This window comes from Candidatus Spongiisocius sp., assembly GCF_965221825.1.
Taxonomy (GTDB): Bacteria; Actinomycetota; Acidimicrobiia; order Spongiisociales; family Spongiisociaceae; genus Spongiisocius.
In genome coordinates, this window is the sequence record NZ_OZ244917.1 from 2,787,460 (window position 1) to 2,808,399 (window position 20,940).

The 20,940-nt window shown below is 67.9% G+C and carries 17 protein-coding genes and 1 pseudogene; 6 read left to right on the forward strand and 12 right to left on the reverse strand.

The window, feature by feature from the left end:
- Nucleotides 1–40 precede the first annotated feature (40 nt).
- Nucleotides 41–1,264 (forward strand): sensor histidine kinase, encoded by a 1,224-nt coding sequence (locus ACOQPD_RS12945; protein ID WP_420612372.1) that lies wholly within the window; start codon nucleotides 41–43, stop codon nucleotides 1,262–1,264.
- A gap of 184 nt (nucleotides 1,265–1,448) precedes the next feature.
- On the opposite strand, the gene ACOQPD_RS12950 is transcribed toward ACOQPD_RS12945, so the two are convergent.
- Nucleotides 1,449–2,834 (reverse strand): NAD-dependent malic enzyme, encoded by a 1,386-nt coding sequence (locus ACOQPD_RS12950; RefSeq protein WP_420612373.1) that lies wholly within the window; start codon nucleotides 2,832–2,834, stop codon nucleotides 1,449–1,451.
- A gap of 178 nt (nucleotides 2,835–3,012) precedes the next feature.
- Between ACOQPD_RS12950 and polX the strand changes: the two genes are divergently transcribed.
- Nucleotides 3,013–4,752, forward strand: a complete 1,740-nt coding sequence (polX, locus tag ACOQPD_RS12955; RefSeq protein WP_420612374.1) for a DNA polymerase/3'-5' exonuclease PolX — start codon at nucleotides 3,013–3,015, stop codon at nucleotides 4,750–4,752.
- Between the two features lie 57 nt (nucleotides 4,753–4,809).
- On the opposite strand, the pseudogene ACOQPD_RS12960 reads toward polX, so the two are convergent.
- The 5 genes and pseudogenes from ACOQPD_RS12960 to ACOQPD_RS12980 all read right to left on the reverse strand — a co-directional run.
- Nucleotides 4,810–5,634: pseudogene (locus tag ACOQPD_RS12960) on the reverse strand (alpha/beta fold hydrolase); the annotation flags it as partial.
- A 33-nt stretch (nucleotides 5,635–5,667) separates the two neighbouring features.
- Nucleotides 5,668–6,651, reverse strand: a complete 984-nt coding sequence (locus ACOQPD_RS12965) for an alpha-ketoacid dehydrogenase subunit beta (protein ID WP_420612375.1) — start codon at nucleotides 6,649–6,651, stop codon at nucleotides 5,668–5,670.
- Between the two features lie 10 nt (nucleotides 6,652–6,661).
- Nucleotides 6,662–7,630, reverse strand: a complete 969-nt coding sequence (locus ACOQPD_RS12970; RefSeq protein ID WP_420612376.1) for a thiamine pyrophosphate-dependent dehydrogenase E1 component subunit alpha — start codon at nucleotides 7,628–7,630, stop codon at nucleotides 6,662–6,664.
- A 183-nt stretch (nucleotides 7,631–7,813) separates the two neighbouring features.
- Nucleotides 7,814–9,607: a 1-acyl-sn-glycerol-3-phosphate acyltransferase gene (locus ACOQPD_RS12975; RefSeq protein ID WP_420612377.1), complete on the reverse strand. Its 1,794-nt coding sequence runs from the start codon at nucleotides 9,605–9,607 to the stop codon at nucleotides 7,814–7,816.
- Between the two features lie 242 nt (nucleotides 9,608–9,849).
- Nucleotides 9,850–11,496, reverse strand: a complete 1,647-nt coding sequence (locus ACOQPD_RS12980) for an acyl-CoA synthetase (protein ID WP_420612378.1) — start codon at nucleotides 11,494–11,496, stop codon at nucleotides 9,850–9,852.
- Nucleotides 11,497–12,075: 579 nt separating this feature from the next.
- Here ACOQPD_RS12980 and ACOQPD_RS12985 point away from each other — a divergent pair.
- The 3 genes from ACOQPD_RS12985 to ACOQPD_RS12995 all read left to right on the forward strand — a co-directional run bounded on the left by ACOQPD_RS12985 (nucleotide 12,076) and on the right by ACOQPD_RS12995 (nucleotide 14,067).
- Nucleotides 12,076–12,954 (forward strand): NAD(P)-binding domain-containing protein, encoded by an 879-nt coding sequence (locus tag ACOQPD_RS12985; protein ID WP_420612379.1) that lies wholly within the window; start codon nucleotides 12,076–12,078, stop codon nucleotides 12,952–12,954.
- A gap of 82 nt (nucleotides 12,955–13,036) precedes the next feature.
- Nucleotides 13,037–13,432 carry a TIGR03618 family F420-dependent PPOX class oxidoreductase gene (locus tag ACOQPD_RS12990; RefSeq protein ID WP_420612380.1) on the forward strand — a complete coding sequence of 132 codons (396 nt, stop codon included), beginning with the start codon at nucleotides 13,037–13,039 and terminating at the stop codon, nucleotides 13,430–13,432.
- A 2-nt stretch (nucleotides 13,433–13,434) separates the two neighbouring features.
- A complete protein-coding gene (locus ACOQPD_RS12995) occupies nucleotides 13,435–14,067 on the forward strand; it encodes an HAD family hydrolase (protein ID WP_420612381.1) in 633 nt (210 codons plus the stop codon).
- 32 nt (nucleotides 14,068–14,099) lie between these two features.
- Here the strand turns inward: ACOQPD_RS12995 and ACOQPD_RS13000 are convergent, their stop codons facing one another.
- Genes ACOQPD_RS13000 through ACOQPD_RS13025 form a run of 6 tightly spaced genes read right to left on the reverse strand, consistent with a single transcriptional unit; the run spans nucleotide 14,100 to nucleotide 18,954 of the window.
- Nucleotides 14,100–14,219 (reverse strand): DUF418 domain-containing protein, encoded by a 120-nt coding sequence (locus ACOQPD_RS13000; protein ID WP_420612382.1) that lies wholly within the window; start codon nucleotides 14,217–14,219, stop codon nucleotides 14,100–14,102.
- Nucleotides 14,207–15,253, reverse strand: a complete 1,047-nt coding sequence (locus tag ACOQPD_RS13005; protein ID WP_420612383.1) for a DUF418 domain-containing protein — start codon at nucleotides 15,251–15,253, stop codon at nucleotides 14,207–14,209. Before ACOQPD_RS13005 ends, ACOQPD_RS13000 begins: the two co-directional genes overlap by 13 nt.
- Nucleotides 15,254–15,309: 56 nt before the next feature.
- On the reverse strand, nucleotides 15,310–15,981 hold the full coding sequence (locus ACOQPD_RS13010) for an RraA family protein (RefSeq protein ID WP_420612384.1): 672 nt from the start codon (nucleotides 15,979–15,981) through the stop codon (nucleotides 15,310–15,312).
- Nucleotides 15,978–17,219, reverse strand: coding sequence for a M20 family metallopeptidase (locus tag ACOQPD_RS13015; RefSeq protein WP_420612385.1), 1,242 nt, complete (start codon nucleotides 17,217–17,219; stop codon nucleotides 15,978–15,980). The genes ACOQPD_RS13010 and ACOQPD_RS13015 overlap by 4 nt, the downstream gene beginning before the upstream one ends.
- Entirely contained in the window at nucleotides 17,216–18,385 is a 1,170-nt protein-coding gene (locus tag ACOQPD_RS13020) for a pyridoxal phosphate-dependent aminotransferase (protein WP_420612386.1), read from the reverse strand. The genes ACOQPD_RS13015 and ACOQPD_RS13020 overlap by 4 nt, the downstream gene beginning before the upstream one ends.
- Nucleotides 18,382–18,954 (reverse strand): pyridoxamine 5'-phosphate oxidase family protein, encoded by a 573-nt coding sequence (locus ACOQPD_RS13025; RefSeq protein WP_420612387.1) that lies wholly within the window; start codon nucleotides 18,952–18,954, stop codon nucleotides 18,382–18,384. Before ACOQPD_RS13025 ends, ACOQPD_RS13020 begins: the two co-directional genes overlap by 4 nt.
- Nucleotides 18,955–19,086: 132 nt before the next feature.
- On the opposite strand from ACOQPD_RS13025, the gene ACOQPD_RS13030 reads away from it, so the two are divergent.
- Nucleotides 19,087–20,826 carry a CocE/NonD family hydrolase gene (locus ACOQPD_RS13030; RefSeq protein WP_420612388.1) on the forward strand — a complete coding sequence of 580 codons (1,740 nt, stop codon included), beginning with the start codon at nucleotides 19,087–19,089 and terminating at the stop codon, nucleotides 20,824–20,826.
- The last annotated feature ends 114 nt before the right edge of the window (nucleotides 20,827–20,940 follow it).

Below are 20,940 nucleotides of genomic sequence, written 5' to 3' on the forward strand. Positions count from 1 at the left end.
CCGCTCCGCGACCACTCCGTTCTCCCGGGCGGAGTAACGGATGGCTTCCCCGGTCCCTCCCGCCGCGCGTCGGATCGGTCCGGTGCTCGCGCGGTGGGTTACAGCGGCAGGCTTGATAACGGCCGGGATTGCAACCCTGCAGGCGCCCACGCCGTGGCCATGGGTAGGCATGGCGGCGGTGGCGGCGGGTATGACTTCGCTCATACTTCAGTACCGGATTCATCGTCAGGAGCGATGCCTTGCAGAGAGCCTGATCGATGGACTTGAGGCGGATGGGGTGGAGCTGTCGGAGAGTCGGGATCTATACGGATCGCTTCTTTCTTCCTTGCCTGTCGGGGTGGTAGCGGTTGAGGTGGGCCAGGTCGTGTACGCCAACGCGGCTGCCGTAGAGGTGTTGGGGGAGAGGGTTACCGAAGCCGGTGCACCCGTGCCCGGCGCGGTGCGGGAGGTCATCGAGGAAGCGGTGGCTGGCCGGTCCTCGTCGGCCCGGTTCTCGCAAGGACTGCCCCGGAGGGTGATGGAGGTTGCCGCCCGACCCGCCGGCAACGGGCTGGTTTTGCTCCATCTGTCCGACATAACCGAGCGATCGCGGATCGACCGGATGCGCCAGGACTTCGTGATCGCGGCGTCCCACGAGCTCAAGACACCCGTGGCAGCCATCAAGGCGGCGGCCGAGACGGTCCTGATAGCACTCGAGGATGATCCGGAGGTGGTTTCCAACTTCTCCGGCCGCATTCTCGACAACGCGGTCCGGATGTCGAGGACCGTCTCCGATCTCCTCGACCTGTCCCGTCTCGAGTCGGGCATCCTGCCGTTCGAGGCCTGTGACCTGGCGGAAGTGGTGGGCGAGGTGGTGGAGCGGTTCCTCGCTGCCCGCCCCTCGATCGAGTGGGAGGCCGAGCCCACCCTGGTCATGGGGAACCCCTCCTACCTGGCGCTGGCCTGCCGGAACCTGCTGGAGAACGCGGTTCGGCACACTCCGGATGATGGCCGGATACTGGTCGCCATAGGTGCTGCCGACGGTGAGGCGACCGTGGTGGTGACGGACAACGGAACCGGTATTCCCTCGGATGAGCTACCGCGGATCTTCGAGCGCTTCTACCGGGTCGACGAGGCGCGCTCGCGGGCCACCGGCGGAACGGGCCTCGGCCTGGCGATCGTCAAGCATGTGGCCGACCTGCACGACGGCCGCATCGAAGTGGAGAGCAGCCTGGGCCGAGGCTCCACCTTCTGCCTCCGCATCCCCGTTCGGCCTCCCACCTAATCCAGGATCCGGGCCGGTTTTCGCGACTTCTCGAACTTTGGGCAGAGGGCACCACCAGTGACGCTCTGTTCCTGAGGTTCTCCGCACCGCTGGTGGTGCTGTGTTCCTGACGTTCCCGGAGGGCCGAGGGGACGCCGGTTCTCGGCGGGCCGATTTCCCGTTTCCGGCCGGGATGGTGCCTTCCTCAGGCGTGCGCGGCTGATTCCACGGCCTGGGCCACCCGTGTCACCACGGCCGGGTTGAACACCGACGGGATGATGTAGCTGGCGTTGACCTGTTCGGGTCGTACCACCGAGGCGATGGCGCGGGCGGCGGCCACCTTCATGGCTTCGGTGATCTTCGTGGCGCGAGCGTCCAGGGTTCCCCGGAAGACCCCGGGGAAGGCCAGCACGTTGTTGATCTGGTTGGGGTAGTCGGAGCGGCCCGTGGCCACGACCGGTGCGTAGTCGAGCGCTACCTGGGGGTTGAACTCCGGGTCGGGATTGGCCAGCCCGAACACGATCGGGTCAGGGGCCATACGTTGGATCTCCCTGGCGTCGAACAGGTCAGGGCCGCTCACGCCCACGAAGACATCCATGCCTTCCAGCGCATCGAGAATTCCACCATTGCGGCCCTCCTGGTTGGTGTTCTCTTGCAGCCATATCTTCGAGGCGTCCGCGAACGTGCGCTCGGGGCTGATGATGCCGCCCCGGTCGAGGGCCACGATGTCCGCGATGCCGGCCGCCTCGAGAAGCTTGGCAACGGCGACACCCGCCGCACCGGCCCCGCTCATGGCCACCGTCACATCTTCCATCTTCTTGTTCACCACCCGGAGCGCATTGGTCAGGGCGGCCAGCACCACGATGGCCGTTCCATGCTGGTCGTCGTGGAAAACAGGAATGTCGAGCGACCTGCGGAGCCGGTCCTCGATCTCGAAACAGCGCGGAGCGGCAATGTCCTCGAGGTTGATCCCGCCGAACACCGGGGCCAGCATCTCGACTGCCCGCACGATCTCGTCGGTGTCCTGGGAGTCGAGACAGATCGGCCAGGCGTTGACGTTGGCGAAGCGCTTGAACAGGGCGGCCTTTCCCTCCATGACCGGGAGGGCGGCCACCGGCCCGATGTTGCCGAGCCCGAGCACGGCGCTCCCGTCCGTCACGATGGCGACCGAGTTCCCCTTTACGGTGAGATTACGGGCATCCTCGGGCCGCTTGGCGAGCGCCCGGCTGACCCGGGCCACTCCCGGCGTGTAGGCCATCGAGAGCTGGTCACGATTGCGAAGCCTGATCCGGTTCTGGACCTCGAGCTTCCCGCCCAGGTGGAAGAGGAAGGTGCGGTCCGAAGCCTTGTGGACCGTGACCCCCTCGATCGCGGCTACCGCGTCGGCGATCTCGCCGGCGTGGTCGTCATCGCGGGTGTTGGCCGTGACGTCCAGCACCAGCCGGGTGGCTTCCGATTCCACGAAGTCGAGCGCCGTGACCACCCCACCGGAGGACCCGATGGCGGTGGTGATACGGCCGATGGCGTGCTGATCGTCCGGTGGGGCGTACAGTCGGAGGGTTACCGAATACCCCGCGCTTGCCAGTGTCATAGTGTTCCTAGGGTTGTCCTGGGCGCCGGCCCGTTCGTTTCTGACAGGCTCCGGACCCGCAAGGTTACTCCCGCCGTCCCGTCCGCCATCCGGGGTCTCCGACCGAGGGAGCAGGTCCGATACGATCGACCGTATATCTTGCCGTGCCGGGTGTCGCGGTTGAGAGGAGGCCCGTTCGGTGACCAATGCCGAGATAGCATCTGTCTTCGACGAGTTGGCTGCCCTCACGCGGATCGCTGACGGGAGCGCCCAGTCGTTCCGGGCCAGGGCCTACGAATCGGCGGCGAAGACCATCGGCGGGCTACCTCAACCCGCTGCCGACCTGTCTGCGGCGGATCTGAGGCGGGTTCCCGGGATCGGCAAGTCCACAGCATCCATGATCCGCGAGTACGTCGAGAACGGCCGGTTGGGCCGCCTCCGGACCCTCCGCGAGGAGTACCCCCCGGCCTTCCAGGAGTTGGTGCGCATCCCGGGCCTGGGTCCCAAGCGGGCGGTCGCGTTGCGGGCGGCCCTTGGGGTGGACTCGGTGGAGACCCTTCTCGTCGCCTTGGATTCCCGGGCGGTGCGGGAGTTGCCGGGCTTCGGACCGAAGACGGAGGAGAATCTGCGGCGGGCCATCGACCGGCTCGGATGGTCCGGCAAGGAGCGGCGGACCCCGATCCTCGTGGCCATGAGCGAAGCCCAGCGCCTGGTGGTGGACCTGAGCCGGCTACCCGGGGTGGACCGGGCCGCCTACTGCGGCAGCCTGCGGAGATTCCGGGACACGGTGGCCGATCTCGACCTCCTGGTGGCTACCTCCGACCCCCCGGCGGTGGTCCGGAGCCTGACCGGCAGGCCGTGGATCAGCGAGATCATCGGCTCGGGCGACACCAAGACCTCGGTGCTGACCCACGCCGGTCTCCAGGTGGACGTGCGCATGGTGCCCGACCACCAGTGGGGAGCGGCCCTCCTCTACTTCACAGGTTCCAAGGAACACAACATCCGGCTCCGGAGGCTGGCCATCGAGCGGGGCTGGGTGCTGAGCGAGTACGCCTTATACGAGTCCGGGACCGAAGCCGTGGTGGCGCAGCGGACCGAGGCGGACATCTACCGGGCGCTGGGAATGGAGTGGGTGCCGCCACCGATCCGGGAGGATCAGGGGGAGATCGAGGAAGCCCTCGGCGGTCGGCTGCCCGACCTGGTGGCGGAGAGCGATCTCCGCGGTGACCTGCACGTTCACTCCGACATGTCGGGGGACGGGCAGGATTCTCTCGAGGCGATGCTGGACAGGGCCGCGGCCAAGGGCCTCGAGTACATCGCCATCACGGACCACGCCGAGAACCTGGCCATAAACGGGGTCGGGCGGGATGAGATGCTGGCCCAGCGCCGCCAAATCGCCCGCCTCCGGACCCGTTACCCGGGGTTACGGATCCTTCACGGAGTGGAACTGAACATCGGACGGGACGGTTCTCTGGACTACGACCATGCCTTCCTCATGGACTACGACTGGTGCGTCGCCTCGGTCCACAGCCACTTCGACCTTCCGCAGGAGGACCAGACTGCGCGGGTGATCTCCGCCATGGCCCACCCGGCGGTCGATGTGGTCGGTCACCTTCAGGGACGGAGGATCGGGCGCCGCCCGCCCATCGATCTTGAGGTGGGGGCGGTGCTGGAAGCGGCCGAGCTGACCGGAACGGCCATCGAGATCAATTCCCACCTGGACCGGCTCGACGCGACCGTCGAGGTGCTACTCCAGGCCAGGGGGAGGGACGTGCGGTTCGTCATCTCCTCCGACTCGCACAACACGGGGGAATTGGATCAGACTGCTTGGGGCGTCCTCCAGGCCCAGCGAGGCCGGGTGAGCCCTGACATGATCGCCAACAGTTGGCCGGTGGATCGCTTCGTCGCCTGGGCCCGGGCGCGACGGTACGGGCACTAGGCCGTTCGTGCGGGCGGGCGCCCGGGCCATGAACTCCTTCACCACCTCCAGCAGCAGATCCGGCGCCTCCAGCATGGCTATGTGGCCGACCCCGACCAATGGCCGGTAGAACCAGTCAGGACGGAGGTCCGCCAACCGTTCCGCCGCGCTGATCGGGACCACCCGGTCGAGCGTGCCGTGGATGAGAAGGGTCGGGGCCCGGACCTGGAGCGCCGTCCGGCGCCAGCGCGAGAAGGGCACGAGGTTGGCCATTACCGAGTGAAAGGCCTCCAGGTAGGCGTGCGGTGGCCAGGGCATGGCGTTCCGCTCGGCGGCAACCCCGGCGTGGAGCCGCCTGACCGTCGCCGACATCCGCCCCGGCCCGCCGGCCAGCACGTCAAGGGAGGCGTCGGTGGTCTGTTCGGGAGTCCCTCGCCGGCGGAGCCGGTTCACGAACCAGAGGTTGGCGCCGGGCACCAGATACATCAGCATGCTGACGATCCAGGCCGGAGGAAGCCCTTCCAGATCGGCTGTCGATCCCGGCGTGTCGATCAGCACCAGGCGGTCCACCAGGTCGGGGCGCTGTCCGGCCAGGAGCATGCTGATCATGGCGCCCATCGAGTTCCCGATCACCAGGGCCGGACCGCCGCCCTGGTACTCGATGAAGTCGGCCATGAGGGCTGCTTGGGCCTTCATCGAGGCGCTCCGCCCTGCCGGCGGGGTGCGGCCGAAGCCGGGCAGTTCGGGCGCCACCACCCGGCCGTATGCGGTGAGCGGTGCTGCGACTTCCACCCAATTGACCGCCGATCCACTCAAGCCGTGGACCAGCAGCACCAACTGCCCCTTCCCGCCGTATTCCATGCCGTGCAGCGGGCCGCGCAGGTCGATCGTGAAGCGTTCCATCCGGTCAGGGTACCCGGCCCCACGGCGGACGGATCAGTAGGCGACGGTCTCCCGGATGGCGGCCATGATGTCGTCGGCGCCGGGACGGTAGGCGTCCTCCAGCGGAGGGCTGAACGGCACCGGCACGTCGAGGCCGCCGATCCGGTGGATGGGCGCATCCAGGTACTCGAAGGCTGCCTGGCCGAGATCTGCCGCGATCTCGGCGCCCACCCCCGCCAGACGGTTGGCGGCGTGGGCCACCACCGCCCGGCCCGTCTTGCGTACCGACGCCGTGACCGTGTCCCGGTCCAGCGGTTTGAGCGTGCGGAGGTCTATTACCTCCACGTCGACCTCGGGCGCCAGGCTGTCGGCTGCGGTCAGCGCCTGGCGCACCATCTCGCCGTAGGTGATGACGGTGACGTGATGACCCTCCCTGGCGATCCGTGCCCGGCCGATCGGGGTGGCGCGGTCCCCCCGCGGAACCGCGCCCCGGAGGCTCCGGTAGAGCGGCTTCGACTCGAAGTAGATGACCGGGTTGTTGTCCCGGATGGCAGCCAGCAGCAGCCCTTTGGCGTCGGCCGGCGTGGCCGGCGCCACCACCTTCAGGCCGGGGGTATGCACGAACCATGCTTCCGGGTTCTGGCTATGGAAGGGGCCGGAGCGGATCCCCCCGTCGGCCGGGGCCCGGATCACCCATGGAACGGCCGCTCCCCACCGGTAGTGGGTGGTGGCGGCGTACTGGACGATGGAATCGAAGCCCGTGGAGATGAAGTCGGCGAACTGAACCTCGATCACGGGGCGGAGCCCCATCAGGCCCATACCGGTGGCGGCCCCGATGAAGGCCAGCTCGGTCATCGGCATGTTCATCACCCTCCGGGCGCCGAACTCGGCTTCCAGGCCCTTGGTGGCCTTGAAGGCGCCGCCGAACTCGCCGCCGATGTCCTCGCCCATGACCAGGACGTCGGGATCACGTCGCATCTCGGTCCGCAACCCGTCCCTGATGGCCTCGATATAGGTCATGGTCCGGTTGCTGTCCATGGCGGTGTCCTCAGGCGGCGTACACGCCGTCGGAGACGGTGGCGGGGTCGGGCCAATCGCTCGACTCGGCGAACTCCACCGCATCGTCCACGATCTCCCGGCACTTCTCGGTGACCCGGGCGAGGTATTCATGGTCGACCAGCCCGCGCGAGGTCAGTTTCTCCTCGTGGAGAATGAGAGGATCGCGGGCCGTCCACTCGTCCAGGAGTTCCTGCGGGACGTATTCGGCGCCGTCGTGGATGGCGTGTCCCAGCATTCGCATGGTCCTTGCCTCGATGAGAGTCGGTCCGCCGCCTTCCCGGGCCTTGTCCACCGCCGCCTCGACGCTCCCGAAAACCTCCTCAGCGTCGTTGCCGTCGACGGTTCGGGATTCCACTCCGTGTGCGGTGGCCCGGACGGCCAGGCTGTCGATGGCCATCTGCTGGCGCAACGGTGTCGAGTAGGCGTACTGGTTGTTCTCGACGATCACCACGAACGGGGCTCGCTGCACGGCCGCCAGGTTGAGCGACTCGTGAAACACGCCGGCGCAGGATGAGCCGTCGCCGGTGAATGTGAGCGCTACACGGGGCTCTGACCGGTAGGAGAACGACATGGCCGCACCCAGCGCCACCGGCATTGATTGGGGAAGGTGGCTGATGAAACCGATGAGGTTGAGAGACAGGTCTCCGCATCCGTGGAGGTTGGCGTCCCGGCCCCGGGATACGCCGGTGGCCCGGGCCAGTTGGTTGGCCATGAGCCGCCTCGGAGTCATTCCCCTCACCAGGTAGCAGCCCAGGTCGCGGTGCATGGGGGCGACCACGTCGTCCGGCTCGAGGGCCATCCCGGCGCCCACGCTTATCGCCTCGTGACCCCGCTGGTTGAAGGTGGTTCCCACGCCCCGGCCCTGCTTCCAGAGGGTCACGAGCTGGTCGTCCATCGTCCGGGTGAGCCGCATCCAGTAATGCAGGTCGATGTTGAGGTCCTCAGGCAGCCGAGTCACGGATTTGATATTAGGAGGCAAGCCGAAAGGGTGTGGACGGGTTGGCCGGCCACACCCTGACCTGGGTCCCCGCCCCGGTTGCGGGCCGACCGGACGTGCTCCGGCATACTTCTGGTGGGTGGGCGGAAGGGCTTGCCGCGGGGATCGGGACCCGCGGAACCGCCGCAGCATGGTCGCGACCGGCTACCCGGCGACCGGACGCAGCCCGGTCCTCTCCGGAGTCTCGATGCTCTCCAGAAACCGGGCCAACTCGGTGGCGAGCGCTCCGGCGCCCGGTGTGGAGCCCGGTTCCGTCGCTGCCGTACCATGCCGAGTCGCCATTCTGAACCCCGCCGAGAGTAGGGGGAGGGAGGCGGCCTCCGCCGATATCCGACCCTGGCCGGCATAGGCGAGGCTGCGCTCGAGCGCTGATCGCAGCAAGCCCTCGGTGTCCGATGGACGGCCTGACTGCTCCTCCGCGATCTGCCCTGCTACGACCCAGCAGGCCTCGAGGAAGTGGCGCAGTGCCCAGGGAGCCCGGTGAGGGCGGAGCCTGTCCAGCACGGCCGCCGGTCCCTCGGCCAGGAGGAGGGACTCCCAGGCCGGGACCCGCCTGGTGAGCTCGCTCGTGACCTGGCCGGCGAAGACGCCAGGGTCGGGCAGGAAGAAGTCGGCTTCGAGCAGGCCATGCAGAGCACGTAATGCGTGGTCGAGGCCGTCGAGCAGGGAGTTCCCGGTCACCCGGGCTGCCGAGGCGATCGCCACCTCCGCCGCCGCCGGCACCATGTAGTGATGGGCGATGGTGTTCCGATAGAACGAGGCGGCCAGGCGCTGGTCGGGTTCGATCCGGTAGGTCGGTGACGTTCCGCCGGACCCGGACGTGGCCCGGTCGATGGTCACGATCCCCCGGCGCGCCAGCCTACCGGCGATCCTCTCGATCCCGGCCTGGTCCAGAGCCACCAGACCTTCGACGATGGGCAACCGCCGGGCGCCGGCATCTCGCACCAGCTCGTCGACCACCTCCCCGAGCCGGACCGGGGACAGCCCGAGCGGTCCGGTGTTCCCCAGGATGGCGGATGCCACCAGCGAGGTCGCGGTGACGGGCGTGGCGCGGTTGATCCTGGAGCAGATCTCGGTTCCCAGCGCCGCGACCATGCCGCGGCGATCGGCTTCGGCGTGGCCGCCGAAGTACTCGGCCATGGACAGCGGCGCGCCCAGGCGGACATGGATGTCGCCGTAGTCCCTGCCCATCATCAGGATGCTCTTGACCATCCATGTGAAGGTCTCCCGCCGTTTGGTCGCCCCGCGCTGCTCCGCGACGTAGGGTTCGATCTCCTCCACGTGGTCGTAGCTGATGGAGACGGGTACCGCTTGGATATCGCCGCACCGGTCGTTCCATAGGGCCTCGGCTGCATAGGTGAGCAGGCCGTAGGTGGGGGGCAAAACCCTGCCGGTCCGGCTACGGGTCCCCTCGATGTACCACTCCACGGGGTGGCCCTGTTCCAGAAGGTGGGCGAGGTAGGCCCGCAGAACCCGCTTGTAGACCGGACGGTCGCCGATCCGGCGGCGGATGAAGAAGGAACCCGAGCGACGTATGATCGGCCCGAGCAGGAAGAAGTTCATGTTGACGCCGGCCGCCGTGTAGTTGGGCGGGCGCCCGTTCCGCCACAGCATATTGTGCAGGACGGCATGGTCGAGCTGGGACTTGTGGGATGGCAGGAAGACCAGTGGATGGTCGGTTTCCAGCTCCGCCAGACGCTCCAGGTCCCTGCGGTCGTAATGGACTTTGCGGTAGTTCCGGCGCCACACCAAGCCGGCCGCCCATCCACCGAACCCGGCTACGAGGGGTGAGGGCTTGGCGCTCATCTCCCGCAGGTACTTCCGGGCGTCCCGCATGACCTGCTGGTCGGTGCGGCCCGTATCTCGCGCGATCTGCTCCAGGTCGGACCGGAAATCGGGATGCGCCAGGGCGTCCAGGCGAGCAGATCGGCGAGTCATCCGGCGGTCCCAGGCGGTATGGCCGGTATGCGGTTTCTCCCGTGTGGTCTGTCTGTGGAATGGCGGCGTGGTATGGCGTAGGCAGTGGTGTTCCTCGCAAGGCCCGCTGACGAAGGCGTACCCCCAGCGGTACGTTGAGGAAGCGGAACGCAGCGACGGGACGCCGATGACCGCCAGAGCACGCCTGGCTGTTTCGCAGACAGACCACTAATCGGCACGGGACGGATCATACGCGGGACCGGTTACCGGCTACCGGCAAGCCCCGCTTCTCGGGACGCCAGCAGTTTCCGGTTGAGCTTGCCGGTGGTGGTCTTGGGCAGGTTGTCCACGTACTCGATGATGCGCGGGTACTTGTAGGCCGCCACCTGGGTCTTGACCTGCATCTGGAGCTCCGAGGTGAGCTCTTCGGCTCCGTCCGGCCCGCCGGCCAGTACCACCAGCGCCTTGACCACCTGCCCGCGGATCGGGTCCGGGGACGGGATGACGGCTACTTCGGCCACCCTCGGGTGCCGCACCAGCGCCTCCTCCACCTCGGCCGGGCCGATCCGGTATCCGGCGCTGGAGATCATGTCGTCGTCACGGCCCAGGAACCTGATGTAGCCCGCATCGTTGATGGTCGCCTGGTCGCCGGTCATTATCCAGCCGTCGCGAAGCCTGGAGTTGGTGGCCTCCGGGTTTCCCCAGTACTCCAGCATCCCGGTCGGGTCGCCGGGCCGCACCGCGATCTCCCCTACACCGCCCACCTCGATGGGGCTGCCGTCCTCACCGAGCACCGCCACCTCCCGGCCCGGATAGGGCAGGCCCATCCAGCCGGGCCTCCCCGGCCACAGTGCCTCGCACCCGCCCACCAGGTGGTTCACCTCTGTCAGGCCGTAGAACTCGTTGATCACCGCCCCCAGCTCCCGGTCACTCCACCTGTGCAGCTCGTCGGCCACCGATTCCCCGCCGCTCGCGATGACCCTCAGATCAAGGTCGAACTTCTTGGCCGGCTCGTGAACCTGAGCCATCATCTTGAGGGTGGTGGGGGTGAGGAAGGCGTGGGTCACGCCGTTACGGGATATCACCTCGAAGGCGCGCTCGGCAGAGAAACGTTGCTCGTCGGCCACCACCGGATGCCCGAACACCAGGGCGGGAAGGAGGATGTCGAGCAGACCTCCCACCCAGGCCCAGTCGGACGGCGTGTAGAACACCGTGGACTCGTCGAATCCGATATTGAAGAAGAGCTTGAAGGTGAGCAGGTAGCCCTCGATGATCCGCTGGGCGTGGAGAGCACCCTTGGGATGACCGGTGCTCCCAGAGGTGTAGAGCAGCATCGCCGGGTCGCTCGACGCGGTGTCGGCCGGCTCGAACCGGGGCGGGAATCCGTCCGCCTCGGCCAGAGAACGCTCGCCCTCGCCCGCCTCGCCGGAGATGATCACGGTCTCGAGGTCCGGCAGCTCGGGTCGCACGAGGCGGATACGGTCGGCGTAGGGCTCGGCCACAACGATCGCCTTCGCTCCCGAGTCCCCGAGAATGTGGCGGTATGAGTCCGGTCCGTAGAGCGCGGACATGGGCAGGACCACCGCGCCGATGGAGTAGACGGCCAGATGGAGGGCGGCCAGCTCGGCCCCCTGCGGCATCACCAGGGAGATGCGGTCCCCACGCTCCAGGCCGAGTGACACCAGGAAGTTGGCGTAGCGCTTGGCGAGGCGGATGAGTTCCCGGTAGGACCAGATGTCGCGGCGACCGTCCATCCGCTCCACGTAGAGAGCGATGCGGCGGCTGTCGGTGGCCCAGCGATCGAAGACCTCGGCGGCGATATTCAGCCGGTCCGGAATATCCCACTCGAAGCCGTCAGCGATCGCCCGGTAGCCGTCGAAGGCAGCGAGGTCGGTATCGAAGATCCGCATCGGCGGTCGATTCTAGGAGCATGACGAGGAGACGGTGACGGGTTTGGGCGGCCACGGGGGAGGTTGGCCGGGTTTCCGTACCTATCATCGGGCCCCGGAAGTTCCGCGCCCGCACGCTAGGCGGCCCGTCTCGGGTCAAAGAACGCGAAAAACCGCCCCACCCGACCCCACCCTGCGGGCCCTCCCCCTCCGCCACCACCTGGGTTCGAGGCGCGTCCCGCCATGCCCCGGACGGGGTGCCTCGAACGATTTGATCCCTGGGCGGTCCGGGATGACGTCAGTCCGGACCGCTGGTAATTACGGTTAGCCAACAATTTATAACAAGGATGTGACAGGTTCAACCCCCTTGTGGGTAGGCCCGACGCCGGGGTCGGAATAGGAGACCGACACCAGTTGTCGGTGTGCCGTTACGGGTCACACAACCGGAGGCACTCGATCCAGGACAAGGAAGTGCTCCGGATGTCGGCGGACCGGCACCGGATTCTGAGGGCGTCGCCGGCGAGTGCGCAGCCGAATCCGTTGTTTGCCACTCGGGGTCCGGCTACGGTCAGGCCGTTCTCGGCGGGGACGGAGGCCAGGATGGGCAGGATCGGATTCATCGGTGTGGGCGTGATGGGTGCGCCCATGGCCCGGAACCTGCTGAGGGCGGGCCACCGGGTTAGCGCCTTCGACACCAGCTCGGCAGCTCTCGCGTCGGTCGTCAGGGACGGCGCCGTGAAGGTGGGCTCCGCCCGGGAAGCGGCCGACGGAGCCGACTACGTGATCACCATGCTCCCCACCGGCCGGCACGTCGCCGAGGCGGTCCTCGGGCCCGAAGGCCTGGCCGAGGCTCTCGATCCTGCCGCGCTCCTCATCGACATGAGCACCGGGTTGCCGGCCGACTTCGATGCCACCGCCGAGAGCCTCGCCGCGTCCGGCAGGCGGATGATCGACGCGCCGGTGGGTAGGACCTCCAAGGATGCCGAGGCGGGAACCCTGCTGGTCATGGCCGGGGGCAGCCGGGAGGAGATCGACCGGGCGTTGCCCATTCTCGACATCCTCGGCGACCCGGTGATCCACTGCGGGCCCCGCGGCGCCGGGATCCGGACCAAGCTGGTCAACAACTACCTGTCCGTGGTGTCCAACGTGGTGGTGGCGGAAGCCCTGACCCTGGCCGAGGGAGAGGGATTGGATCGCGACCTCGTCATCGAGGTGCTGATGGGTACCACGGCGGGTCAGGGGCACCTGGCCACCACCTATCCGGCCAAGGTGCTGGCGGGCGATCTGGAGCCCGGCTTCATGATCGATCTGGCCCACAAGGACCTCGGTCTCGCCACCGGGATGGCCGGCGCGGCGGGCGTGGCCCACGGTACGGGCCTGGCCGCCCTCGAGTGCTACTCGGCCGCCCGGGATCAGGGCATGGGCCGCCTGGACTGGACCGCGATCTACAACCTCCTGCGTAGGTCGGCTGGCTCGTGACGCCGCTGCGGAGGGCCGGTTTGCGGATCGCGGCGCCGGGTATCACCATCACGCCGGTTGCTCGGCTTCCGGGAGGGACGACATGCTCGACAAGAGGGTTGTGAAGCTGGCGCAGGGCGCCAACTACGCGTCGCTGGCGACGGTGATGCCAGACGGATCCTTGCAAGTCCACCTGATGTGGGTGGATGCCGACGATGAGCACATCCTGGTCAACACCGAGACCCACCGGCCCAAGTTCAGGAACATGATGGCCGACCCTCGTGCCACGGTGATGATCCCCGAACGCGGCAACCCCTGGCATTTCGCCGAGGTGCGGGGGAAGGTGGTGGATACAGTCACCGGTACGGAAGCCCGCTCCCACATCGACGCCCTCGCCCACAAGTACATGGGGGTCGACGAGTACCCGAACCCGATCGCCTCGGAGCGGGTAATCGTGAAGATCGCCCCCGAGCGGGTTCTGGTCTACCCACCCGGCTGATCATGAAGGCGGTGCTGTTCGACCTGGATCGGACCCTTATCGACCTCCAGACCTACACCGACTACGGCGCCGCCCTGGAGGATGTCGAGTTCATGATCGGTTCCTGGGACGATCCACCCGCCCCCGCAACCGACTGGGATGCTCCCACGCAGCGCTGCATGTCGATCCTGGTGGCCCTCAGCGGGGATCCCAGGTGGGACAACGTATCCGAGGCGATCGCTTTCCATGAGATGGCCGCGGTAACCGCTTCGCACGCCATGCCCCGCCTCGAGGAGGCTCTGGAACTCGCGCAGGACATCCCGCGGGCCGTAGTGACTCTGGTGGCGGAGGCGCCGGCTCGGGCCGTCCTGGCGAGGCACGGGGTGGACATACCGGTGCTGGTTCCCCGCCGCCCGGACCTGCGACCCAAACCGGCGGCCGATCAGCTTCTCGAAGCCTGCCGCCTGCTCGACGTGGCGCCGTCGGTGACGGTGATGATCGGTGACTCGACCTGGGACGCCGAGGCCGCCGCCGGCGCCGGGTGCGGGTTCGTGGGCGTGGCCGCCACCCGGGACGGCGCAAACCGGTTCGGCAGCGGAGTGATTGCCGCCGGCGACCTCGCGGTTGCCCTGGAGGTGGCCGGGCGAGCGGTCTGATCCGCGGCCGGTGGTCTTCCGGAGTTGTCAGGTCACCGGCGCAGGCGTTGTCCCCGGCGGTAGGTGGCGATTCTCCACAACCACTCGGCCGGTCCGTACCGGAACCGGTCGAGCCAGGCCTCGGACCACCAGAGCTGGGTCACCCAGACCATTCCGATGAACCCACCAGCATCGTTCGGGTGAGGTCTGCCTCAGCGAGCAAGTACCGGAGGACCAGCACGCCCAGCACGGTCTGGGTCAGGTAGTTGGTGAGCGCCATCCGCCCCACGGAGCACAGTCGCCTGCGATGGTCGGTCTCGGGCCGCCGGTTCCACAGGACGATCAGGCCGGTGTAGCCGAGCACGGCCGGTGCGGTCCCGAGCGTGTTCGGAATAGTCCCGACGAATGCTACGTCCGGAGAGAAATCACGGGCTGCCACCCATGCCAGCCCGATCGCCGCGAGCGGTATGCCCACCCCCAGCCCCGTCCGCGCCATGCGCCGGTAGAAGGCAGTAGAGCGCTCACCGGTCAACACCCCGGTGCGGTATAGAGCCAACCCGATCAGCATCATCCCGACCGCCCGCGAGAAGAAGTCCGTCACGATGAACCATGTGGCCGTGGCGCCGACCTCGACGCCGGCCGTCCAGAACCCGCCGAGCCCGCTTGCGTCGCCGGCAAGAGATGCCTGGAACAGGATGGCCGCCACGGGCGACAGCAGGAGAGTCACACCGCCGAGGATCAGCAGGGTCCGCGGTCGACGGTTCCGCAGCGCGATGATGATCGGCGATACCAGGGCGTAGCCGATCAGGATGTCCCCCTCCCACAGCGCAAGATGCAGGAGTCCGATTCCCAGGAGCAGCAGGTTGCGCCACAGGCTCAGCAGCGCCGGGCGGCGGGTCCTAGCGGCGGCCCGTTCGCAGAACAGGGCGATACCCGCGCCGAAGAGCAGCGAGAAGAGACCCATGAACTTCTGGTCGACGAAGACCTCGCCGAAGCCCCCCACCAGCCAGTCCAGCCAGGTATCCGACCCACCGGCCGACAGGTTGAAGTAGGGACCGGGGCCGAGGCCGTAGGAAACGGCGTTCATGACCACGATGCCCAGGAGCGCCACACCCCTGATCAGGTCCAGGTAGGTGTTGCGGGCGCCGGACCCGATCGGTCCGGCCGGACCGGTCTCGTCTGCGGAGCGTGTCACCGGATCAGGCATCTCCGACATCCAGGACGCGGACCTGAATCACGATTCTCGGACCTCGGGCCGCCGGCTCAGATGTAGCCGTGGCGGTCCAGGCTCGCCAACGGCGACTCGCCCTCGCGCATCTCCTCGCGGACCAGCTTCTCGGCGCCCTCGATCTCCTCGGCGCGCTCCAGCACCCGCTCCGCGTCGTCGCGAGGGATGACCAGGATGCCGTCGAACTCGGCCAGGATGACGTCCCCCGGATGAACGGTGACGTCGCCGATGGTCACCGGAACCTGGGAGGCCACCATCTCCCACCGCCCGATGGCGTTGAGCGGCGACAGGTCGCGGTAGAACACCTGGAACCCGATGTCCCGGATCCCTTCTATGTCCCGCAGGTTGCCGTCCAGGATGGCGCCCACGCAGCCGTGCTGCCGGGCCGAGTTGCAACACAGCTCGCCCAGGTGCCCGACGTGGGTGTCCGGAGTGACCGACACCAGCACGCTGTCGGGAGTGAGATCCTCGAACACCTGCAGGTAGGAGGTGATCCGCTCGATGCCGGGTTCGCGCTTCACCCAGGGCTCGATGGGCGCTCCCTGGACGGTATGGGCCAGTCCGGCGATGCGTTGCTCGGGGAAGAGCGGTCGCAGGTAGCTGGGCAGGACCTGCTCGCGTAGTCCCATCCAGTAGAGGGCGTCGCACACCGCCGGCACGTACAGCCTCCGGTAACGAGCGCAGAGCTCGGCAGATGGAATGCTCATGTCAACCCTCCCAGGTAGCGCAGCGCGGCCAGCCCGTAGATCTCCGCCCCGAGGGCCACGCTATCGGCGGACATGTACTCGTTGGGGCTATGGGCGCGGGGCAGCATTCCGGGCCCGAAGGCCGCGACGCAAGGGATACCCGCGGTCAGCTGGAAGTGGGGAGCGTCGGTGGCGCCGGGGAAGGCGTCGAGGCGCGGCTCGTGGCCCAGCACCTCGGCGGTGGCCTTCTGCAGGATCCCAACAACGGGTTCATCGGCGGAGATCTCGGTGGCAGGAACCATCAGTTCCCAGACCAACTCGGCCGCTAGGTCGGGCTGGTCCGTCATGGCGGCGGTGAGGAAGCGGTTGATGTCGCCGATCATCTGCTGCTCCCCCATGCCGGGAAGGGTGCGGATGTCACAGGCGAACTCGGCATTGCCCGGATAGACGCCGTAGAACACGCCGGCCTCGGCCATGACGCCGACATTGACCGTCGGGCCGGTGGGGCACAGCGGATGGGGCTCGTAGGTCAGGTAGCTCTCCAGGTCCCGGTCCATCCGATCGATCAGCCGGGCCATCTGGACGGTGGCGTTGATCCCTTCGATGCGGTCCGAGATGGAGGAGTGCATCTGGGTGCCCGTGATCTTCACCTTGAATAGGGCCGCGCCCCTCGACACGAGGTGGATCGACTCCCATTCCCGCTCGATCCCGCTCGGTTCCCCGATGATGGCCACGTCGGCGTCCAGCAGGCCGTTGTCCGCCATCCACTTGGAGCCGAGCAGCGAGCCCGCCTCCTCGTCCGCGGTGAATACGGCTACCAGGTCCCCGGCGAGCGGTCCCACAGACCGGATGGCGCCCAGCGCGTAGACCATTCCGGCCACGGCCGCCTTCATGTCACCCGATCCGAGCCCGATCAGGTTGCCGTCCTCCAGGACCGGATCCCACGGGTCGGTTCTCCACGCCTCGAGGTCTCCGGCCGGTTTGGTGTCCAGGTGTCCGGAGAGCATCAGCTTGGGACCGCCGCCCGACCCGGGCATTCGGACGATGAGGTTGGGCCGTTCGGGAGTCGCTCCCACCCGTTCCACGCCGGTCACCCCCAACTCGGCCAGCTGGGAGGTGACCAGATCGGCCACGGCCCGCTCGTCGCCGGGCGGGTTGGGGGACGGTGTCCGGATCAGCTCCCGGGCGAATTCGAGAACCTCGTCCTCGCGCTCCCGAATGTAAGAGCGGAGGCGGTCCTCGGTACTGGTCCCGGTCATGCGCGCACCAGCGTCCTCTCCCTGCATGCCAATGCCAGCCGGCGGATGCCCTCGGTGATCTGGTCCCCGTCGGCGGCCAGCGAGATGCGGACGTAGCCCTCACCGCCCGGCCCGAACACGGATCCCGGCGCCACGCTGACCCCGTGGCGGTCGAGCAGATCGAGGGCGAACTGCAGCATCGACCGTCCGTGCGTGTCGACCCTGACCAGCGTGTAGAGGGTGCCCGCGGGCGCCACCAGTTCGAGCCCGGCCTCGGTGGCGGTGCGGATCGCCACGGCGCGGCGTCTCCGGTAGGCATCCAGCATGGCCCGGATCGGTTCCCGAGGTCCCAGCAGGGCCGCCTCGGCCGCCTTCTGCGAGATGGTGCTCGGACACGACAGCTGGGGCTCCTGCAGCTTTCGCAACAGGTCCGCCACCGCGGGCGGCGCCACCGCGTAGCCGACCCGCCAGCCGGTCATCGCGTAGACCTTCGAGAAGCTGTAGACCGTGATCACCCGTTCCGCCTCGTCGTAACAGGCGGCCGCGGTGTGGCGGGCTGCCTCGTCCAGCACCAGCTCGTCGTAGACCTCGTCCGACAGCAACCACAGGTCGTGGCGGTTGCACAGCTCGACGAGTTCCTGCATGAGGACGGCGGGGAACACCGCACCGGTGGGGTTGGACGGCGTGTTGACGAAGAGCATGGTGGTCCGGTCCGAGATCAGGGCCTCGAGCCGTTCCGGATCGGGCAGGAAGCCATCCGAGGCGTCCAGGTGATAGAACACGGGTGTTCCTCCCAGCAGGCGCACCATGCCGTCCATGTTGGGGAACCCTGGCGTGGGCAGGAGCACTTCGTCGCCGGGGTTGAGCAGCGCGAAGTAGGTGGAGAAGAGTGCGTTCATCCCGCCGGGAGTGACCACGATCCGGTCCGGATGGGCGGCGAACCCGTCCACCTCTTCCACCTTGGCCGCCAGCAGCTCCCGCAGGCCGGCCAGCCCGCCGTTGGGCCCGTATCCGGTCCAGCCATTGCGGGCCGCCGAGGCGGCGCCGGCCACGATGTGCTCGGGAGTGGGGAAGCTGGGCTCACCCACCTCGAGGCGGATGGTGCCGGGGCGGGCCGCGGCCCGGTCGAACAGGACCCGGATCTCGGACCGGGCCAGCGAGACGGCCTGGTCGGCCAGGCCCCTCACCGGGCGCCGGCCTCCCGCTGCCGGGCCTTCTCCTCCAGGTCGGGGCGCTGGCCCGCATCGAAGTAACGAAGCGCCCAGTCGGCCCCCTGCCAGGTGGTCAGCTTGCCGTCACGGGGCACCAGCCGCACCAGGTAACGATCCCAGTCCCACGACGCCTTTAGTTGCTCCGGTCCCGAAGGCCCGGTGTAGCGGGCTGCCATCTCGTCGGCAACCGGAACCCACTTCGAACCCTCGCCCTTGGCCGGACCCTCGACGATCTCGGCGGTGCACTGGGCCAGCACCTTGCGGATGCGTGGATGGGCGAGCTCCTCGATACAGACGGCGCATTGCGGGTTGCGCGCCAGGTCATGCACCCACCCGGAGCGCTTCCGGCCCACCACGTAGAAGGCCTCGCCGTCCCACTGGTACCAGAGCGGCACCACCATCGGCCAGCCGTCCTCCTTGACGAAAGCCAGCTTGAGCAACCACGTGCTGTCCGGGCTTGCGAGGAACTCCTCGATGTGGCTCCGAGGCATCCCGCCGGCGTCGGAGCCCTCCTCGTAGTAGGTGTCCTGCCTGAACTCGCTCATGGGCGCATTTCCTTCCCGGTGACCGGCCGGATCCCATCGTCAGGAGGACCGGTTGCTTCGTTCGCCTCTGTCCCGCAGAATGCTACCGAACCGGGCGGCCCTGCCCGGGATGTCCAGTTGCTGAGGAGCGCCATGACCACCACCCCCCTGATCGAGGAGATGCCGGGACTCGGTGTCACCGTTGAGCGCGACGTGGCAGCCACTATGAGGGACGGGACCGTGCTGCGCGCCGATGTCTACCGTCCCGAGACCCGGTCAGACTTGCCGGTGCTGCTCACGCGCTCCATCTACGACAAGCGATCAGGCGTTCCCACCTTCGGTAGCGCTCACCCGGCCTGGTTCGCCGCCCAGGGGTATGTGGTGGTGGTTCAGGACTGCCGGGGCCGGTACGCGTCCGAAGGCGACTTCTATCCGTACTTCCATGAGATGCACGACGGCTACGACTCGGTCGAGTGGGCGGCCCGTCTGGCCGGATCCGACGGCCGGGTCGGGATGATGGGATTCTCCTATGTCGGGGCCACCCAGCTCCTGGCGGCGGTGATGGCGCCACCCTCCCTTGCCTCCATCACGCCGGCCTTCACCGCCTCGCAGTACTACGACGGCTGGACCTACAACGGCGGGGCCTTGGCGCTGGCCTTCATCGGCTACTGGGCAACGCTCCTCGGGCTGGAGACGGCGCAGCGGGCCGGCGACCTCGAAGGCCACATCGGCCTGGCCGCCGCCCTGGGCGCGGCCCCCAACTGGTACCACAGCCTTCCCGTGGCCGGCTACCCGCCGCTCCAGTCCCCCCATGTGCCCTACTTCAACGACTGGGCGGAGCATTGCTCCTACGACGACTACTGGAGACGGTGGAGCATCGACGAGGACTACAGCCGGATCAGGGTTCCCGCCCTGCACGTGGCCGGCTGGTACGACGTGTTCCTCACCGGCACGGTCAAGAACTTCGTGGGCCTCTCCGGTTCCGGTTACGACGACCGGACGCGTGACCGCCAGAAGCTGGTCGTCGGACCCTGGGCGCACATGCCCTGGACACCGGTTAGCCGGCTCGGTTCGGACGGTCCTTCAACGATGGAGATCGACTCCTGGTTGGTCAGGTGGTTCGACCAGACCTTGAAGGGCAAGGAAACGGGGGTCATGGACAGCCGGGTGACCGCCTTCACGCTGGACGGGGGGTGGCGGGACTTCGCCTCATGGCCGCCCGCCGAAGCGGTCGTGGAGGACTGGTTCGTCCACTCCGACGGATGTGCCAACTCCAAGTTCGGGGACGGCAGGCTCGACCGCACCGCACCCGGTGACGAGCCGCCCGACATCTTCGTCTACGAGCCGGGAGTGCCCGTTCCGTCCATGGGGGGTCACTCGTGCTGCTTCGACAGCATCACCCCGATGGGTCCGGCCGACCAGCACCAGGCGGAGGTGTCCCGGATGGTGCTGGTGTACACGTCCGATCCCCTGACCGAGGACATCGAGCTGGTCGGGGATGTGGTGGTGACCCTGTACGCCGCCACGACGGTCGTAGACACCGACTTCACCGCCCGGCTCTGCGTGGTGGACGAGGCCGGCTGCTCGGTCAACCTTCAGGAGGGGATCCTCCGGGCGCGCTACCGTCACTCGCTGTCGGATCCCGAACTGCTCACCCCCGGCAGGGTGTACGAGTTCAAGATCGAACTGGGTCCGGTTGGCGCCCGGGTGGGCGCCGGGTCGCGCCTCCGGCTCGACATCTCCAGCTCCGATTTCCCCCAATGGGACCGGAACCTGAACACGGGCGCCCAGCCGCTGACCGACGGACCCCTCGACTCGACCCCCGCCACCCAGACGGTGCTCCACAACCGCACCTATCCCACCCGGGTGGCCGTACCGGTATTGAGAGGCTGAGTTCAGGTGGACGGCGCCCGACGGTGCCGTACGAGCAACTCGACCGGGGGAGGAAAGGGGGTTGACACGCGATGCCGATCGACGTATAACAGTCGTAGGCGCGTAGTACAGATG

Bases quoted from the DNA above. Each gene is read 5' to 3' on its own strand.
- ACOQPD_RS12945 (WP_420612372.1), top strand. From the start codon at position 41: ATGGCTTCCCCGGTCCCTCCCGCCGCGCGTCGGATCGGTCCGGTGCTC.
- ACOQPD_RS12950 (WP_420612373.1), bottom strand. From the start codon at position 2,834: ATGACACTGGCAAGCGCGGGGTATTCGGTAACCCTCCGACTGTACGCC.
- ACOQPD_RS12965 (WP_420612375.1), bottom strand. From the start codon at position 6,651: ATGGACAGCAACCGGACCATGACCTATATCGAGGCCATCAGGGACGGG.
- ACOQPD_RS12975 (WP_420612377.1), bottom strand. From the start codon at position 9,607: ATGACTCGCCGATCTGCTCGCCTGGACGCCCTGGCGCATCCCGATTTC.
- ACOQPD_RS12980 (WP_420612378.1), bottom strand. From the start codon at position 11,496: ATGCGGATCTTCGATACCGACCTCGCTGCCTTCGACGGCTACCGGGCG.
- ACOQPD_RS12985 (WP_420612379.1), top strand. From the start codon at position 12,076: ATGGGCAGGATCGGATTCATCGGTGTGGGCGTGATGGGTGCGCCCATG.
- ACOQPD_RS12990 (WP_420612380.1), top strand. From the start codon at position 13,037: ATGCTCGACAAGAGGGTTGTGAAGCTGGCGCAGGGCGCCAACTACGCG.
- ACOQPD_RS12995 (WP_420612381.1), top strand. From the start codon at position 13,435: ATGAAGGCGGTGCTGTTCGACCTGGATCGGACCCTTATCGACCTCCAG.
- ACOQPD_RS13000 (WP_420612382.1), bottom strand. From the start codon at position 14,219: ATGGTCTGGGTGACCCAGCTCTGGTGGTCCGAGGCCTGGCTCGACCGG.
- ACOQPD_RS13005 (WP_420612383.1), bottom strand. From the start codon at position 15,253: ATGCCTGATCCGGTGACACGCTCCGCAGACGAGACCGGTCCGGCCGGA.
- ACOQPD_RS13010 (WP_420612384.1), bottom strand. From the start codon at position 15,981: ATGAGCATTCCATCTGCCGAGCTCTGCGCTCGTTACCGGAGGCTGTAC.
- ACOQPD_RS13015 (WP_420612385.1), bottom strand. From the start codon at position 17,219: ATGACCGGGACCAGTACCGAGGACCGCCTCCGCTCTTACATTCGGGAG.
- ACOQPD_RS13025 (WP_420612387.1), bottom strand. From the start codon at position 18,954: ATGAGCGAGTTCAGGCAGGACACCTACTACGAGGAGGGCTCCGACGCC.
- ACOQPD_RS13030 (WP_420612388.1), top strand. From the start codon at position 19,087: ATGACCACCACCCCCCTGATCGAGGAGATGCCGGGACTCGGTGTCACC.